Origin of the sequence: Streptomyces sp. DG2A-72 (assembly GCF_030499575.1) — a bacterium.
GTDB lineage: Bacteria > Actinomycetota > Actinomycetes > Streptomycetales > Streptomycetaceae > Streptomyces.
Genome location: NZ_JASTLC010000001.1, coordinates 2,548,505 through 2,565,674 on the forward strand (window position 1 = coordinate 2,548,505; position 17,170 = coordinate 2,565,674).

At 69.8% G+C, this 17,170-nt stretch carries 15 protein-coding genes; 6 read left to right on the top strand and 9 right to left on the bottom strand.

All coding sequences use genetic code 11. From position 1 onward, the window contains the following. Positions 1-27: 27 nt before the first annotated feature. The 3 genes from QQY66_RS12230 to QQY66_RS12240 form a co-directional block, all read right to left on the bottom strand. A complete protein-coding gene (locus QQY66_RS12230) occupies positions 28-849 on the bottom strand; it encodes an ABC transporter permease (protein WP_301979201.1) in 822 nt (273 codons plus the stop codon). 91 nt (positions 850-940) lie between these two features. Continuing rightward, positions 941-1,912 carry an ABC transporter ATP-binding protein gene (locus QQY66_RS12235; RefSeq protein ID WP_301979202.1) on the bottom strand — a complete coding sequence of 324 codons (972 nt, stop codon included), beginning with the start codon at positions 1,910-1,912 and terminating at the stop codon, positions 941-943. Positions 1,913-2,019: 107 nt separating this feature from the next. Beyond that, positions 2,020-3,240, bottom strand: coding sequence for an NYN domain-containing protein (locus QQY66_RS12240; RefSeq protein ID WP_301979203.1), 1,221 nt, complete (start codon positions 3,238-3,240; stop codon positions 2,020-2,022). A 225-nt stretch (positions 3,241-3,465) separates the two neighbouring features. On the opposite strand from QQY66_RS12240, the gene QQY66_RS12245 reads away from it, so the two are divergent. Continuing rightward, a complete protein-coding gene (locus tag QQY66_RS12245; RefSeq protein WP_301979204.1) occupies positions 3,466-3,630 on the top strand; it encodes a hypothetical protein in 165 nt (54 codons plus the stop codon). Positions 3,631-3,713: 83 nt separating this feature from the next. On the opposite strand, the gene dnaE is transcribed toward QQY66_RS12245, so the two are convergent. Further along, positions 3,714-7,253, bottom strand: a complete 3,540-nt coding sequence (dnaE, locus tag QQY66_RS12250) for a DNA polymerase III subunit alpha (protein WP_301979205.1) — start codon at positions 7,251-7,253, stop codon at positions 3,714-3,716. A gap of 204 nt (positions 7,254-7,457) precedes the next feature. Between dnaE and QQY66_RS12255 the strand changes: the two genes are divergently transcribed. From QQY66_RS12255 to QQY66_RS12270, 4 genes are all read left to right on the top strand, one after another. Continuing rightward, positions 7,458-8,792: a DUF2252 domain-containing protein gene (locus QQY66_RS12255; protein ID WP_301979206.1), complete on the top strand. Its 1,335-nt coding sequence runs from the start codon at positions 7,458-7,460 to the stop codon at positions 8,790-8,792. A gap of 68 nt (positions 8,793-8,860) precedes the next feature. After that, the gene (locus tag QQY66_RS12260) at positions 8,861-9,553 is read left to right on the top strand and encodes a hypothetical protein (protein ID WP_301979207.1); all 693 of its coding nucleotides are present in this window, start codon (positions 8,861-8,863) and stop codon (positions 9,551-9,553) included. A 95-nt stretch (positions 9,554-9,648) separates the two neighbouring features. Continuing rightward, positions 9,649-10,467 (top strand): thioredoxin domain-containing protein, encoded by an 819-nt coding sequence (locus tag QQY66_RS12265; protein ID WP_301979208.1) that lies wholly within the window; start codon positions 9,649-9,651, stop codon positions 10,465-10,467. Positions 10,468-10,561: 94 nt separating this feature from the next. Next, the gene (locus tag QQY66_RS12270) at positions 10,562-12,232 is read left to right on the top strand and encodes an alkaline phosphatase (protein WP_301979209.1); all 1,671 of its coding nucleotides are present in this window, start codon (positions 10,562-10,564) and stop codon (positions 12,230-12,232) included. A gap of 104 nt (positions 12,233-12,336) precedes the next feature. Here the strand turns inward: QQY66_RS12270 and QQY66_RS12275 are convergent, their stop codons facing one another. Further along, positions 12,337-12,912, bottom strand: coding sequence for a dienelactone hydrolase family protein (locus QQY66_RS12275; protein ID WP_301979210.1), 576 nt, complete (start codon positions 12,910-12,912; stop codon positions 12,337-12,339). 114 nt (positions 12,913-13,026) lie between these two features. On the opposite strand from QQY66_RS12275, the gene QQY66_RS12280 reads away from it, so the two are divergent. Then, the gene (locus tag QQY66_RS12280; protein ID WP_301979211.1) at positions 13,027-14,142 is read left to right on the top strand and encodes a mechanosensitive ion channel family protein; all 1,116 of its coding nucleotides are present in this window, start codon (positions 13,027-13,029) and stop codon (positions 14,140-14,142) included. A gap of 3 nt (positions 14,143-14,145) precedes the next feature. On the opposite strand, the gene QQY66_RS12285 is transcribed toward QQY66_RS12280, so the two are convergent. The 4 genes from QQY66_RS12285 to lspA form a co-directional block, all read right to left on the bottom strand. After that, the gene (locus tag QQY66_RS12285; RefSeq protein ID WP_301979212.1) at positions 14,146-14,886 is read right to left on the bottom strand and encodes an SDR family NAD(P)-dependent oxidoreductase; all 741 of its coding nucleotides are present in this window, start codon (positions 14,884-14,886) and stop codon (positions 14,146-14,148) included. Positions 14,887-15,046: 160 nt separating this feature from the next. Beyond that, positions 15,047-15,523 carry a GNAT family N-acetyltransferase gene (locus QQY66_RS12290; RefSeq protein ID WP_301979213.1) on the bottom strand — a complete coding sequence of 159 codons (477 nt, stop codon included), beginning with the start codon at positions 15,521-15,523 and terminating at the stop codon, positions 15,047-15,049. Next, the gene (locus QQY66_RS12295; RefSeq protein WP_301979214.1) at positions 15,520-16,464 is read right to left on the bottom strand and encodes an RluA family pseudouridine synthase; all 945 of its coding nucleotides are present in this window, start codon (positions 16,462-16,464) and stop codon (positions 15,520-15,522) included. Before QQY66_RS12295 ends, QQY66_RS12290 begins: the two co-directional genes overlap by 4 nt. Before the next feature lie 43 nt (positions 16,465-16,507). Then, positions 16,508-17,107, bottom strand: a complete 600-nt coding sequence (gene lspA / locus QQY66_RS12300) for a signal peptidase II (RefSeq protein ID WP_301979215.1) — start codon at positions 17,105-17,107, stop codon at positions 16,508-16,510. Positions 17,108-17,170: the final 63 nt, after the last annotated feature.

The following is a 17,170-nucleotide window of genomic DNA, read 5'->3' on the forward strand; positions in this document are numbered from 1 at the left end:
TCGTGCCAGGCCCGCCTGTGCGGTGTGTCACCGGACGGCAGCCCGGCGGTACGCCCAGGTCGCGACGGCCAGCGACACCACGCCCACGACCCCGCAGACGGCGAGGTCACCGAGCACGAACGCCCAGTCCGGGCTCGGCCCGAACGTACGCGCGAAGGCCTCCACGCCGTACGTCGACGGCAGCAGATCCCGCAGGAACCGCACCCCTTCCGGCATCCGCTCCGCCGGCAGCACGCCCAGCAGCAGCGCCGCCGACATGCCCAACTGGCCGAGCAGCGTGGCCAGTTCGGGCCGCGGTGCGAGCAGCCCGAGAGCCGCCCCGAGCCCGGCGAGCGCGGCACCGGCGAGCGGGATCACCGCCGCCAGCACCCACAGATGCGCCAGCGGCAGCCCGAACAGCGCGCACCCGAACACCGCCGTCACGACGGTCCCCGGCACGGTGAACGACGCATACGCGCCCGCCGCCCCCAGCACCACCGCCGCCGGCGGCACCGGCAGCGTCGCGTAGTGGTCGAGCCCGCCGCTGGCCCGCAGCTGCCCGAAGTACTGGGCGAGCAGATTCAGCGCGACGAAGGCCACGACGAGCACCGACGACCCGGCCACCACGGCCCGCGCCTCGCCCCCGCCGTCCACGACCCCGCGCATCAGGACCATGATCCCGATCGACTGGAAGGTTGCCACGAACAACAGCGGTATCCGCGCGACCCGCGCCCGGGACAGCTGCGCCCGGTACACGGCGGCGAGGGACGGCCACAGCCGCGCCCGCGGCCCGAGGACGGCCGCGCCGTCGGCGGCCTCGTCCACGGCCAGGGCCCCGCCCGGCAGGACATCGGCGGATACGACACTCACGTCGAAGTGCTCCCCTTCGTACGGCCCACTGAGGCAGTCCCCCTGTCCCATACGGATACGGATACGGATACGGATACGACGATCCGCACGCTCATGCCTTCACCAGCCCCTGCGCATCGCCGCCCAGCGCCAGGTACACGTCCTCCAGGCTCGGCGTGGCGAGCGTGAAGTCGTCCAGCGCGGTGAACGCGGCCCCGCCGGTGACCGTGGCGACGGCCACCCGGGCCTCCTCGGGTGCGAGCCGCAGTGTCCAGCGGCGCCCCGACTCCACGGCCCGTTCCCGCAGCGCGGCGACCTCGGGCACCTCCAGCGGCGCCCGGTCCCGCCACACCAGCTCGACCCGGACCTCCCCGGCGACCTGCTCCTTGAGCCCGGCGGGGCTGTCGCAGGCGATCACGCGTCCCTGGTCGAGGACGGCGACCCGGTCGAGGACTGTCTCGGCCTCGATGACGTTGTGGGTGACCAGCAGCACCGTGGTGCCGCGCTCGGCCCGACGCCGGTCCACCGCGGACCACACGGCCCGCCGCGCCACCGGGTCCATACCGGTGGTCGGCTCGTCGAGGACCAGCAGCGACCGCTCCCCCACCAGCGCCGAAGCGAAACAGGCCAGCCGCCGCTGCCCGCCGGACAGCTTCCTGATCGGGCGCCCGGCGAGTGGCGTGAGGCCCAGCTCGTCGAGTACGTCGTCCCGCTCGGCCCGTGCCTGCTTCACGTCGAGTCCGCGCAGCCGTCCGGTGGTCTCGGCGGCGAGCGACACGGTGAGGTCGTCGAGGGCGGTGGACTCCTGGCCGAGGTAGGCGAGGATCCGCGCGGCCCGCTCCGGATGCCGGACGATGTCGTGTCCGAGGATCTCCACGCTGCCGCGGTCCGGCCGCATCAGCCCGGTCAGCTGCCGTACGAGGGTGGTCTTCCCGGCGCCGTTCGGTCCGAGCAGCCCGAAGATCTCACCCCGCCGGATGTCCAGCCGTACATCGTCCGTGGCCCTGACCTCGGGCGTCGCCGGAACCCCGCGCCGACCCCGCACCGCGGGATAGGTCTTCGTCAGCCCGCGCACCGCGCACACGACAGCCCCACCGTGTCGAAGTGCCTGTCCCGCGCGCATGCTCACAAGGGACGAGAGTACGGGGTCGGGAACCTCTGCCGGCCCTTGGGGGCGGCGTATGTGCCGTTTCACTCCCCCGCGGGAGCGTGTTCCGCGGCCGTCCGCACATCGATCTCGCGCCAGAAACCGGCCCGGATCGCATAGCGGTCGTGCTCGTCGATCTGGTCGTCCTTGTGGGCGAGGAGCCCGAACCGGGCGGCGTACCGCAGCAGTTCGCCGTCGATGCGGTGCGGAATGCGCGGGTACATCCCCGACAGCTTCTGCAGATGGCTCTGGTCCCCGAGCCGCCCCATCCACCGCCTGGCGAACACCTGTCCCACCTCGTACGGATCCCCGCCGACCGTGGTGATGTCCTCCTCCCGGTCCGCCCACCGCTGCTCCGCCGTGGTCAGCTGCGCCAGCGTCGGCATGGAGGCGACCTCGGGCGGTTCGGCCGCGACACCGGGCCGGTCGACCCAGCCCTTGTCGGAGGACCACCGCAGCGTCGCGCTCGCGGGGTGCTTGTCGGCCTGGGTGCCACCGGGGGCGCGCAGCGCGGCCAGGTCCTTGGGGGTGGGCACGCCCTTGGGCGCGGGCACCCGCTCCTGCCTGCCGTTCTCGGAGGCGGTGGCTGCGGGCGGGTGCTCCCGGTCCTCGGCGGCCCGCTCGGCCGAGGAGAGCGCGGACTCCGGGAGCGGCGCGGAGAGGATCGCGGCGATCTCGGGCCGCGGCACCGGCGGCGGCGCGCAGATCCCGCCGAGGTCCTTGGCCCGTACCGCCTTGGTGATCCACGTGCGGTCGAGCACGCGCCGCTCGTCCGCCTCGGCGACCAGGTCCTCGGACTGGTTGTAGTCGCCGTCCGCGGCCTGCACGGCCCACAGGTGTACGGCGACTCCGTGCTCCTTCGCGGCCATCATGCCCGGCAGCAGATCGCCGTCGCCGGTGACGAGGACGATGTCGGAGCAGGCGCGGTTGCGGGCCAGTTCGGTGAGCTCGGCGTGCATCGCGGCGTCGACGCCCTTCTGGGCCCAGCGTCCGTCGCTGCGGGTCAGGGCGCCGAGCCGGACGGTGACCCGGGGCATCACGCGCAGCCTGCGGTGCTCGGGCTGCGGGACGCGGTCGGGGGCGCCGTCGAACCAGTAGATACGCAGCAGCGGCCGTTCGGTGTCCGACTCGGCGCGTTCGCGCAGGCCCTGGATGAGGGCGGTGTGGTCGACGGTGATGCGGGAGCGTGAGGGCTCTCCGGCGAGAAGAGAGGCGGCGGCCCCCAGCAGATACCCGGCGTCCACCAGGACGATGCAGCGGTCCACGCGATCCACCCTCTTTCCGGGAGGTTTGCTTCGGGCTTCCTTCGAGTCTGCCCGACCACGCGAGGGTTAACGGTCCGAACTCGATCTTCGGCGTGGCGTTTCGGGGTATCGCTTCCCCGACAAGCCCTGTCACGCACGGTAATTATCCGAAATGCATTCCTTGTCAGCCTATGTGAGTCTGGTCTCGGCCCTGGCCCCTAGATCCCCCACAGGAGGCAGATCACCATGGCCAAGAACAAGAAACAGGACCGAAAGCAGCCGCAGTCCGAGCGCGGGCAACAGCAGGCCCAGCAGTCCTCGATGGAGGCGCAGGCCGAGCAGCGCCTGTCCCAGGTGACTCCCAGCGACATCGCGCGCAAGGGCAAGCAGAAGCGCTTCGGTCACAACTGACATCTTCATAACGGGCTGTTGCGGCCCAGGCACAGGACGAGGGGCGCACCCGGCACGGTGCGCCCCTCTCGCGATACCGCGCCTCAGCCGGCCAGACAGGACGGCCCGAGCAGCACCTTCAGGTCGCCGAAGAGCGCGGGATCCGGCTTGACCCGGTGCCGGTCCAGCCGCAGCACGGTGGTCTTCCGCGGCCCCTGGAGCTTGATCCGCACCTCGCTCTCGCCCTTGTGATGGCTGAGGATCTCCCCGAGGCGGCTGACCATGGGCGGGGTGACCCGGGTGGCCGGGATGGTGAGGATCACGGGCGCGTTGGTGCCTGCGTTCGACAGGTCGGGGACCTGGAGCTCCATCGCGACGAGACGGGGCACGTCCTCGCGCTTGTCGAGGCGGCCCTTGACGAACACCACGGCGTCCTCGACGAGTTGGGTCGACACCAGCTGGTACGTCGCCGGGAAGAACATGCACTCGATGGAACCGGCGAGGTCCTCGACCGTGGCGATCGCCCAGGCGTTGCCCTGCTTGGTCATCTTGCGCTGGAGGCCGGAGATGATGCCGCCGATGGTGACGACCGCGCCGTCCGCGTGCTCACCTCCGGTGAGCTGGGCGATGCCCGCGTCGGCCTTGTCGGACAGCACATGCTCCAGGCCGAAGAGCGGGTGGTCGGACACGTACAGCCCGAGCATCTCCCGCTCCTGGGCGAGCAGATACGTCTTGTCCCACTCCTCGGTGGTGAACTCCACGTCGAGTCCGAAGCCGGGCTCGCTGGTGTCCTCCTCGCCCATCCCGCCGAAGAGGTCGAACTGCCCCTCGGCTTCCTTGCGCTTGACCGCCACCACGTTGTCGATCATCGGTTCGAAATGTGCGGTGAGGCCCTTGCGGGTGTGGCCCAGGGAGTCGAACGCACCCGCCTTGATGAGCGATTCGGTGGTGCGCTTGTTGCAGGCCGCGGCCTCGACCTTGTCGAGGTAGTCGGGGAAGGAGGCGTACTTCCCCTTCGCGTTGCGGGACCGGATGATCGAGTCGACCACGTTCGTGCCGACGTTGCGCACGGCCTCCAGGCCGAAGAGGATCACGTCGTCGCCCTGGGCGGCGAAGTTGTGCAGCGACTCGTTGACGTTCGGCGGGAGCACCTTGATGCCCATGCGGCGGCACTCGTTGAGGTAGACGGCCGACTTGTCCTTGTCGTCCTTGACCGAGGTGAGCAGCGCGGCCATGTACTCGGCGGGGTGATTCGCCTTCAGGAACGCGGTCCAGTACGAGACAAGTCCGTACGCCGCCGAGTGCGCCTTGTTGAACGCGTAGCCGGCGAACGGGACCAGCACGTCCCACAGGGCCTGGATGGCCTCGTCGCTGAAGCCCTTCTTGCGGGCGCCCTCCTGGAAGAGAACGAAGTTCTTCGCCAGTTCCTCGGGCTTCTTCTTGCCCATCACGCGGCGGAGGATGTCGGCCTCGCCGAGTGAGTAGCCCGCGATGATCTGGGCGGCCTTCTGTACCTGCTCCTGATAGACGATCAGGCCGTGGGTGACGTCCAGGACCTCCCTGAGGGGCTCCTCGAGCTCCTTGTGGATCGGCGTGATCTCCTGGAGGCCGTTCTTGCGCAGGGCGTAGTTGGTGTGCGAGTCCATGCCCATCGGGCCCGGGCGGTACAGGGCCGACACGGCGGAGATGTCTTCGAAGTTGTCGGGCTTCATCAGCCGCAGCAGCGAGCGCATGGGGCCGCCGTCGAACTGGAAGACGCCGAGTGTCTCGCCGCGCTGGAGCAGTTCGAAGGTCTTCGGATCGTCGAGCGGAAGGGCCAGCAGGTCGAGATCGATGCCCTTGTTGGACTTCACCATCTTGACGGCGTCGTCCATGATCGTCAGGTTGCGCAGGCCGAGGAAGTCCATCTTCAGCAGGCCGAGCGACTCGCACTGCGGGTAGTCCCACTGCGTGATGGTCACGCCGTCCGTGTGCCGCACCCAGATCGGGGCGTGGTCGACGATGGGTTCACTGGACATGATGACGCCGGCGGCGTGCACACCCATCTGCCGGACCAGGCCCTCGACGCCCTTGGCGGTGTCGATGACCTTCTTCACGTCCGGCTCGTTCTCGTACATCGCGCGGATCTCGCCGGCCTCGCTGTAGCGCGGGTGCGAGGGGTCGGTGATGCCGTTGAGGTCGATGCCCTTGCCGAGGACGTCGGCGGGCATCGCCTTGGTGAGGCGGTCGCCCATCGCGTACGGGTAGCCCAGCACGCGCGCGGAGTCCTTGATGGCGTTCTTGGCCTTGATCTTGCCGTACGTGCCGATCATGGCGACCTTGTCGGCGCCGTACTTCTCCGTCACATACCTGATCACCTCGACGCGCCTGCGCTCGTCGAAGTCGATGTCGACGTCGGGCATGGAGACGCGCTCGGGGTTGAGGAACCGCTCGAAGATCAGGCCGTGCGGGATCGGGTCGAGGTCGGTGATGCCCATGGCGTACGCGACGATCGAGCCGGCCGCGGAACCACGGCCCGGACCGACCGCGATGCCCTGGTTCTTGGCCCACATGATGAAGTCGGCGACGACGAGGAAGTAGCCCGGGAACCCCATCTGGATGATGACGTCCATCTCGTACTCGGCCTGCTTCTGGCGGTCCTCGGGGACGCCGCCCGGAAAGCGGCGCTCCATGCCGCGGCGGACCTCCTCCTTGAACCAGGTGACCTCCGTGAACCCCTCGGGGATGTCGAATTTCGGCATGAGGTTCTTGGCCTCGAACATGCCGGTGGTGTCGATCTGTTCGGCCACCAGGAGGGTGTTGGCGCAGCCCTCCTGCCAGGCGTCCGAGGAGTCGATGGCGTACATCTCGTCCGTGGACTTCAGGTAGTAACCGGTGCCGTCGAACCTGAAGCGGTCCGGATCGGACAGGTTCTTGCCGGTCTGGATGCACAGCAGCGCGTCGTGCGCCGTCGACTCGTGCGCGTAGGTGTAGTGCGAGTCGTTGGTGACCAGGGGCGGGATGCCGAGCTTCTTGCCGATCTCCAGCAGGCCGTCGCGGACCCGGCGCTCGATCTCGATGCCGTGGTCCATCAGCTCCAGGAAGTAGCGGTCCTTGCCGAAGATCTCCTGGTACTCGGCGGCCGACTTCAGGGCCTCGTCGAACTGGCCGAGGCGCAGCCGGGTCTGCAGCTCGCCGGAGGGGCAGCCGGTGGACGCGATGAGCCCCTCGGACCACTGGGAGATGGTCTCCTTGTCCATCCGCGGCCACTTCTGCAGCCAGCCCTCGGCATACGCGTCGGAGGAGAGCCGGAAGAGGTTGTGCAGGCCGGTGGAGTTCGCCGCCCAGATCGTCTTGTGTGTATAACCACCGGAACCGGAGACGTCGTCGCGCTTCTGGTGCGGCTGGCCCCACTGGATCTTGCGTTTGTTGCGCCGGGACTCGGGGGCGACATAGGCCTCGATCCCGATGATCGGGGTGACTCCGGCCTTCTTCGCGGAATGGAAGAAGTCGTACGCCCCGTGCAGGTTGCCGTGGTCGGACATCGCGATATGGGTCATGCCCATCTCGTTGCACGCGTTGAACATGTCCTTGAGCCGCGCGGCACCGTCCAGCAGTGAGTACTGGGTGTGGACGTGCAGGTGCGTGAACGGCGGCTTTGACACGGCGTGACCTCCAAGGAAAACGCTCGGCGACAGGCTGCGGACAGTCTGGGGGGACAGCGTCGAAGTCTATGCCTGAGCACTGACACTCGGCGGGCACTCCCACGTACCTTCGTGCGTTGGAAGGGGACGGACGGGCCCGTCCATCCGGGCGTCACATCCGCCCCACATGTCACGCACCACCCTCGCACCAGGAGGCACCAGGCAATGTCGGTCCCGCAGCTCAGCGCCGAGCAACGCGGCGAGGAGATCCTCACCGTCTTCGGCACCGCCTTCGGCGAGCTCCTGGCCGCCGACCCGGCCGCGTTCCGCGTGAAGTTCCGCAAGATGGCGGCCTCGGCGTTCGCGTTCTACCGGGGTACGGCGTGCCTCTTCTACCACGACCAGGACGCGGAGAAGCGCGGCGGCCCGTACCTGGACGAGCGCACCTCGCGGGTGTGGATCCACGGCGACCTGCACGCCGAGAACTTCGGCACGTACATGGACTCGAACGGCCGGCTGGTCTTCAACGTCAATGACTTCGACGAGGCGTACGTCGGACCCTTCACCTGGGACCTCAAGCGTTTCTCGGCCTCCATCGCGCTGATCGGGTACGCGAAGGCACTCAGTGACGAGCAGATCACTGAGCTGGTGCAGGTGTACGCGGGCGCGTACCGCGAGCGGATCCACGCCCTGGCGACCGGCGCCAAGCGCGACGAGGTACCACCGTTCACGCTGGACACCGCCCAGGGCGCACTGCTGGACGCGCTGCGTGACGCCCGCTCGCTGACCCGTTTCGGGCTGCTGGAGTCGATGACCGAGATCCGCGACTTCGAGCGTCGCTTCGCGCCGGGCGGCGGCTCCATCGAACTGGACGCGGCCACCCGCTACAAGGTGCTCGCGGCCTTCGACGGCTACCTGGAGACACTGCCCGAGGCCTCGCTCTCCCGCCCGGACTCCTACCGCGTCAAGGATGTCGTCGGCCGCCGCGGCATCGGCATCGGCTCGGCCGGGCTGCCCTCGTACAACATCCTCTTGGAGGGCCACACCGACGCCTTGGAGAACGATGTCGTCATCTACATCAAGCAGGCCCAGACCCCGGCGGCCTCACGTCACATCACCGACCCGGCGATCCGCGACTACTTCCAGCACGAGGGCCACCGCACGGTGATCTCCCAGCGCGCCCTCCAGGCGCACGCCGACCCGTGGCTGGGCTGGACCGAGCTGGACGGCGCCGGTCAGCTGGTCGCCGAGGTCTCGCCGTACGCCGTGGACCTGGACTGGGGCGACATCGACGAGCCGGAGGAGATCGCGGCGGTCGTCGCCGACCTCGGCCGGGCCACGGCGACGATGCACGCAGCGGCGGACGACACCTCCGGCGAGTCCCTGGTGCCCTTCTCCACGGAGCGGGCCATCGACGCGGCGATCGCGGCGGACTCCGACGACGGCGCCGGCTTCGCGGACCTGCTGGTCGACTTCGCGCACAGCTACGGCGCACGCGCGCGTGCGGACCACCAGATCTTCCTGGACCTGTTCCGCAACGGCCGGATTCCGGGTCTGTGACGGAAGGCCCACTCACAGGAACTCTTTAGGGGTCCCTTACCGGCCCACGTGACAGACTCTCCTCCGCTATGGACATATCCAGGACCCAGCTCAGAGCCGTACGCGCGGCGCTGTTCACGGCACTCGTCGTGACGCTCAGCACCGCGTCGCACGTGTTGCTGTCCCGGGTCCCGCTGCCGCTGAACACGGTGGCCGTGGTCGCCGCCGCCGTGTTCGTCATCGCCTACGCGCTGGCTGGCCGTGAGCGCGGGTTCGGGCGGATCGCCGCCCTGCTGATCCCGCTGGAGCTGGCCGCCGACACCGTCTTCACCACCGGCCAGCACGTCTGTTACGGCGCCGCGGGCGGCCCGGTCACGGGCCCGCTGCGCTCCGTCGGCTTCGACGTCCTGTGCGGCGACGGCACCGGCGTCGGCACCCCGCTGGTCCGGGTCACCGGAACGGACACCGAGCGGGCCGCCGGCCTGCTCGCCCACGCCGACCCCACGGCGGCCTGGCTGCTGCTGGGCGCACATGTCGGCGTCGGACTCCTGGCCGCCGCCTATCTGCGCCGCGGCGAGCGGGCCCTGGCCCAGCTGCTGAGCGCGGTGGCGGCGACCTCGTTCCGGCCGCTGCTGCTCGCGACCGCCGCGGTGACGGTACGCCCGGCCCCGCCGGCCCGCCGCCTGCCGCGCTCCGCCCACCGCCCGGCCGTCATCCGCGACCGGATCCTCGTGCACTCCCTGGGACGCCGCGGACCGCCGTGCCCGGCCGCCTTCGCATAAGCCCCCATCAGGCTTCACGCGAACAGCCACTGAGCACCAGCAGTCCCCATACGTATCCCGCGCACGACAGATGCGCGTCCCCACTGGAGAACCCCATGAGCAAGCGGAACAGCCAGGCCGCGAAGACCGCCGCCCGAGAGCGGCTGCGCCAGGAACGCGAGCGGCAGGCCAAGCGCGACAAGATCAAGCGTCAGGTCATCGTCGCCGGTTCGATCGTCGCCGTCCTCGCGATAGCCGGCGGCATCAGCTACGCGGTGGTGCAGGGCAACAAGCCCAGCTACTGGGAGGCCGCGAAGGACGACAAGGTCGTCGCGCCGGCCAACACGTCGGGCAAGGACGGCACGACCGTCGTCATCGGCAAGGCGAACGCCAAGAAGACCCTCAAGATCTACGAGGACCCGCGCTGCCCCGTGTGCGCCCAGTTCGAGCAGACCGTCGGCTCGACCCTGGACAAGGACATCGACGAGGGCAAGTTCAAGTTCCAGTACGTCGGCGCCACGTTCATCGACAACAAGGACAACGGCGAGGGCTCCAAGAACGCGCTGAGCGCCCTGGGCGCCGCGCTGAACGTCAGCCCCGAGGCGTTCCTCGAGTACAAGACCGCGATGTACTCGTCGAAGTGGCACCCGGACGAGACGGACGACAAGTTCAAGGACGACAGCTACCTCATCAAGGTGGCCGACACCGTCCCCGAGCTGAAGAACAACAAGAAGTTCCAGGACGCCGTCAACAAGGGCACCTACGACGCCTGGGCGCTGGCCATGTCGAAGACCTTCGACGACAACAAGGACGGCGTACAGGGCACTCCGGGCTTCGTCATGGACGGCAAGCAGCTCACCGCCGACGGCAACGGCGCCCCGCTTCTGACGGTGGCCGACTTCAACAGGGTGGTCGACGCGGCTCTCAAGGGCTGACACCAAGCGGGGCGTTCAACCCCCGCATGAAGAGCGGGCGAACTTTCCCGGTTCGCCCGCTCTCGTATGTGACCGGTCAGTAACCTGATCGCTCGTGACCAGTCGATACAGAACTTCACAGAGCGCCAACTCGCTTGCCCCGCGCCGCCGTACGGTCGTCAAGGCCGCGGCGGCCACTGCTGGCGCCACCCTCATCGGAGCCCCGCTCGCCGGCGCGCTCCCCGCGCGAGCCGCCGACGAGGCCCCCGCGTTCCTGCACGGTGTCGCCTCCGGCGATCCGCTCCCCGACGGTGTCCTGCTGTGGACCCGGGTGACGCCCACCGCGGCGGCGGTGCCCGGCTCCGGGCTCGGTCCGGACACCGAGGTGAGCTGGACCGTCGCCACCGACAAGGCGTTCATGAACGTCGTCGCCAAGGGGTCGACCACCGCGACCGCAGCCTCCGACCACACGGTCAAGGCGGACATCCGGGGCCTCGCGCCCGCGACCGACTACTGGTTCCGCTTCTCGGCGGGCGGCACGGACTCCCCGGTGGCGCGCACCCGCACCGCGCCGGCGGCGGACGCGGCCGTCGCGGGCCTCCGCTTCGGCGTGGTCTCCTGCGCCAACTGGGAGGCCGGCTACTTCGCCTCGTACCGCCATCTCGCCGCCCGCGGCGACCTGGACGCCTGGCTGCACCTCGGCGACTACATCTACGAGTACGGCACCGGCGAGTACGGCACGCGCGGCACCGTCGTACGGCAGACCGCGCCCGCCCACGAGATCCTCACGCTCGCCGACTACCGCACCCGGCACGGGAAGTACAAGACCGACGCCGACCTCCAGGCCCTGCACGCGGCGGCTCCGGTCGTCGCGATCTGGGACGACCACGAGATGGCCAACGACGCCTGGGCGGGCGGCGCCGAGAACCACACCGAGGGCGCCGAGGGCACCTGGGCCGCCCGTCAAGCCGCCGCCAAGCAGGCGTACTTCGAGTGGATGCCGGTCCGTCCGGCGATCGCCGGCACCACCTACCGTCGGCTCCGCTTCGGCAAGCTCGTCGACCTCTCCCTGCTCGACCTGCGCTCCTTCCGCTCACAGCAGGTCGCCGTGGGCAACGGCGAGGTCGACGACCCGGACCGCACGCTCACCGGCCGCGCCCAACTCGACTGGCTGAAGGCGGGCCTGAAGTCCTCCGACACCACCTGGCGGCTGGTCGGCAACTCGGTGATGATCTCGCCGTTCGCGATCGGCTCGCTCTCCGCGGACCTCCTCAAGCCCCTCGCCAAGCTGCTGGGCCTGCCGCAGGAGGGCCTCGCCCTCAACACCGACCAGTGGGACGGCTACACGGACGACCGCCGCGAAATCCTCGCCCATCTGCGGTCCAACGCGATAGGCAACACCGTCTTCCTCACCGGCGACATCCACATGGCGTGGGCCAACGATGTGCCGGTGAACGCCGGGACCTACCCGCTGTCCGCCTCGGCCGCCACGGAGTTCGTGGTCACGTCGGTGACGTCGGACAACCTGGACGACATCGTCAAGGCCCCCGAGGGCACGATCTCCGCGATCGCCTCACCGATCATCCGCGCCGCCAACCGGCACGTCCACTGGGTCGACACCGACCGCCACGGCTACGGCGTCCTGGACATCACCGCCGCCCGCGCGCAGATGGATTACTACGTCCTGTCCGACAGAACAAAGCAGAACGCGACCGCATCCTGGTCACGCTCCTACCGCACACGCAGCGGCACGCAGAAGGTCGAGCGGACCTACGACCCGGTGTAGCGGCCGGTTCAGCCGCGCCCCAAAGGGGCGCGGGGAACTGCGCGACCAGCCACGGCGGCGCCGCAGACAACTGACGACCCATCGCGGCACCCCCAGCGGAGCGCCTACGCGTCCAGGCTGTCGAGAAAGCCGAGCGCCACCCGCCAGGTGGCCTCGGCGGCCTCCTCGTCGTAGTCCGGCAGGCCGGGGTCGGTGTACAGATGACCGGCTCCGGCGTATCGGTAGATCTCCACGTCGGCGCCCGCTCTGCCCATCTGCAGATACCAGGCGCTCAGCCAGTCGTCGGTCTCGAACGGGTCCGGCTCGGCGACATGCAACTGCACCGGCAGACCGTCCGCCGAGACGTTCGGCGCGAGGTCCGAGGTGCCGTGCACAAGCAGCAGCCCGCGCGCCTTCTCGTCGCCCAGCGCGAGGGTCTGCGCGATGGACGCGCCGAGCGAGAACCCGGCGTACACCAACCCCCGCTCGGAATAGGGCGCCGCGGCCAGCACGGCACGCTTCAGCAGCTCGTCCTTGCCGACCTCGTCCTTGAAGGTCATGCCCTCCTCGACCGTCTCGAACGTACGCCCCTCGAAGAGGTCCGGCGTCCACACCTCGTGTCCGGCGCCGCGCAGCCGGTCCGCCGCCGCGCGCACCGCGGGCCTGAGGCCGAAGGTCGAGTGAAAGAGCACGATGTTCATGAGGCCATGGTGCCAGCCGGGTACGACAACGCCCCGCGACGCCCGCCGCAAGGTACCCGCCGCGCACAAGGGGGCCATGTTCACGCGCCCCGGTCGGCGGTTACGGTTCGGAGGATGGAGAACATACTCCGCCCGCTGATCGTCATCGGCGGCTCGATCGTGCTGCCGGTGCTCATCGGCTGGGCCACCGATCTACTGCTGCGCAAGGCCGACGAACGGCACAGCGAGACCCCGCTGTGGGGCCTGCTGCGCCGCGCCCGGATTCCCTACCAGGTCGTGCTGAGCGCGGCGGTGCTCAGGGGGTCGTACGACGAGGCGCAGCTGCTGGAGGAGTACGAGACCGGCATCGGCCGGGTGCTGACGCTGGTGCTGATCGGGGCCACGGCCTGGCTGACGGTCGGGATCGCCGGGTCCGTCGTCGAGACGTCGTACAGCCACTATGCCCGCGCCCACCGCGACCCGGCCCGGGTCCGGCGGGTCCGTACCCAGGTGACGCTGATCATGCGTGTGGTGGCGGCGATCGTCGGCGTGGTGGCCGTCGCCGCGATGCTGCTGACGTTCCCGGCGATGCGCGCGGCCGGCGCCTCGCTGCTGGCGTCGGCGGGCATCCTCGGCATCGTCGCCGGTGTCGCCGCGCAGTCGACGCTGGCCAACATGTTCGCGGGGCTGCAGATCGCCTTCGGCGACATGGTGCGCATAGGCGACACGGTCGTCGTGGACGGCGAGTGGGGCACGGTCGAGGAGATCACACTGACGTTCCTGACCGTACGGACCTGGGACGAGCGCCGGATCACCATGCCGGTGTCGTACTTCACCTCCAAGCCCTTCGAGAACTGGTCGCGCGGCGGCGCCCAGATGACCGGCATCGTCCACTGGCAGGTCGACCACTCGGCCCCGGTGGAGGCGATGCGTGAACAGCTGCGCGACATCCTGCGTGAGTGCCCGGCGTGGGACGGCCGCCACTACGGCCTGGACGTCACGGACGCCACCGCGAGCACCATGGAGGTACGGGCGCTGATGACGGCCAAGGACGCGGACGACATCTGGACGGTACGGGTCACCGTCCGCGAGCGGATGATCCGCTGGCTCGCCGAACAGCACCCGTACGCGCTGCCCCGCGTCAACACGGCGGACGCGGTGTTGCCGCCCGGCCACCTCGACGGCCGTGCGTTCCGCGACGGCTCCGCCTCCCGCCGCGCCCATGACACGCCGCACCGCGGAGACCGCTGACCGTCAGTGCCCGCGCTCGGCGCCGCCGTTGACCTGGATCACCTGGGAGGTGATGTGCCCGGCCGCGTGGGCGGCGAGGAAGTGCAGGGTCGCGGCGATGTCGCCGGGCGTCCCGGCCCTCCCGGTCGAGGTCTCCCCGATGAGCCGTTCCCGCCGCGCCTCGTCCATCGTGTCCCCGAAGAACCCGGTGTCCTCGACATACCCCGGCGCGACCACGTTCACGGTGATCGCCCGCGGCCCCAACTGCCGGGCCAGATCATGGGCGTACGGATGCAGCGCGGCCTTGGCGGCGCCGTACGCCCCGGTTCCCGACCCCCGGAACGCGGCGATGGAGCTGAGGAACAGCACCCGCCCACCGGGCTCGGCGAGCCGCTCCTTCAGCGCCTCCGTGAGCAGCACGGCGGTCAGCGTGTTGAGCCGGAAGTTGACGGTCCAGTCGTGTGCGACGGCATCGAGGGGGTCATCGCTCTCAGCCGACGTCTCCAGAATCCCGCTTCCCCCGGCACTGTGGATCAGCACGTCCACAGTCCCGAACTCCCGCGCCACGAAGTCCGCGACGCCGCGCACCTCACGCGGATCGCTGAGATCGGCGGCACAGGTCAGCGCACCGGGCACCCCGGCCTCCGCCAGCACCTCGGCCCGCCGCCCGAGGAGCAACACCTGGTCCCCGTCACCGGCGAAGAGCTGCGCCGCCGCGAGCCCGATCCCCGTACCGCCACCGCTGATCACCACATTGCGAGCCATGATCAAACCCTACGACCGTCGGCCGCCGGCTGTGGGAGATCACCTCAAACTACGCACACATCCAGCTGCCGCAGCACCCGATCCACCACCTCGGGATCTGCCCGGCGGCCTGACGATCAAGTGCCCCCAGACGCCCAGCGTGCCAGGCGCACCCTCGGTGCTACACACTCCGCCGCATCGCCCGATGCGGTATCCCCGCATCCAGGAACTCCGGCCCGTACGCCGCGTACCCCAGCCGCTCGTAGAACCCCATCGCGTGGGTCTGCGCATGCAGATCCACGGCCCGCAGCCCACGCGCGCGTGCCGCCTCCTCGATGGCCCGCACCAGTGCCGCCCCGACGCCCAGTCCGCGTGCCGCCTTCGTCACCGCGAGCCTGCCGAGCGAGCCGACAGACGGGTCACCGCCGTTCTTCGCGGCGGCCTCCTCGCCGCACAGCAGCCGCCCGGCCCCGAGCGGCATCCCGTCCTCCCGAACGGCCAGCACATGCACGGCTACGGCGTCACAGGCGTCGTACTCGAGATCCTCTGGCACACCCTGCTCGACGACGAAGACCTCCTTGCGCACCCCGAAGCACACCTCGCGGTCGCCGGGGCCTTCGGCGACCCGGACCACGTACGACGGAGGCGCGGAGCTCATGCGTACGTCTCCTCGCGGACCTGGTCCAGAGCCTTCTGCAGGTCGGCCGGGTAGTCGCAGGCGAACTCCACCCACTGGCCGTCGCCGGGGTGCTCGAAGCCGAGCCGTACGGCGTGCAGCCACTGGCGGGTCAGGTGGAGCCGCTTGGCGAGCGTCGGGTCGGCGCCATAGGTCAGGTCGCCGACGCAGGGGTGCCGGTGGGCGGCCATGTGGACGCGGATCTGGTGGGTGCGGCCGGTCTCCAGCTTCACATCGAGCAGGGAGGCCGCGCGAAACGCCTCGATGAGGTCGTAGTGCGTCACGGACGGCTTGCCGTCGGCGGTGACCGCCCACTTGTAGTCGTGGTTGGGATGGCGGCCGATGGGCGCGTCGATGGTGCCGCTGGTCGGGTCGGGGTGGCCCTGTACGAGCGTGTGGTAGCGCTTGTCGACCGTGCGCTCCTTGAACTGGCGCTTCAGCGAGGTGTACGCGCGCTCCGACTTGGCGACCGCCATCAGCCCCGACGTACCGACGTCGAGGCGGTGCACGATGCCCTGGCGCTCGGCGGCGCCGGACGTCGAGATGCGGTACCCGGCGGCGGCCAGCCCGCCGATGACCGTCGGTCCGGACCACCCGGGGCTGGGGTGCGCGGCCACGCCGACCGGCTTGATGATCACGACCACGTCCTCGTCGTCGTGAATGATCTCCATGCCCTCGACCGGCTCGGCGACCACCTGCACCGGCGCGGGCGCCTGCGGCATCTCGACCTCGAGCCAGGCGCCGCCGTGCACCCGCTCGGACTTCCCGACCACCGAGCCGTCGACCGTGACCTTCCCCGCCGCTGCCAGCTCGGCGGCCTTGGTACGGGAGAAGCCGAACATGCGGGAGATGGCGGCGTCGACGCGCTCGCCCTCCAGGCCGTCGGGCACGGGCAGGGTACGGATCTCGGGAAGCGTGCTCACCCGTCGAGTATGCAGGACAGCACTGACAACCCCGACCGCGCGCTCAGTCCTTGTGGACGGTGCCGTCCGGGTCGAGCCCCCGGAACGACAGCAGCACGATCAGGATGCCGCCGCACACGATCGCCGAGTCGGCCAGGTTGAACACCGCGAAGTGCTTGGGCGCGATGAAGTCGACGACCGCGCCCTCGAAGACGCCCGGCGAGCGGAAGATCCGGTTGGTGAGATTGCCGAGCGCACCGCCCAGCAGCAGGCCGAGCGCGATCGCCCAGGGCAGGCTGTACAGCTTGCGGGCGAGGCGGGCGATCACGACGATCACGGCCGCGGCGATCACCGTGAAGATGACGGTGAAGGCCTCGCCGAAGCCGAAGGCCGCGCCCGCGTTGCGGATCGCCTCGAGCTTCAGCCAGTCCCCGAAGATCTCGATCGAGTCATGATGCTCCAGCTTGGCGACCACGATCATCTTGCTGATCAGGTCCAGGGCGTACGCGAACGCGGCCACGGCGAACAGGACAGCGATCCGGCGCTTGCCCCTGGGCCGCTCACCGGTGCTCCCCTGCCCGTCCCGACCGGACGACTGCTCCGGCTCCGCTCCAGCTCCCTCAGGGGAATCCGGCGTACCGATGATGCGCTCCGCCTCTGCCACGTGAGTCCCTCAACCTAGGTACCTGACTGAGCACGAGGGTACGGCACGCCTCCTGGCACCGGC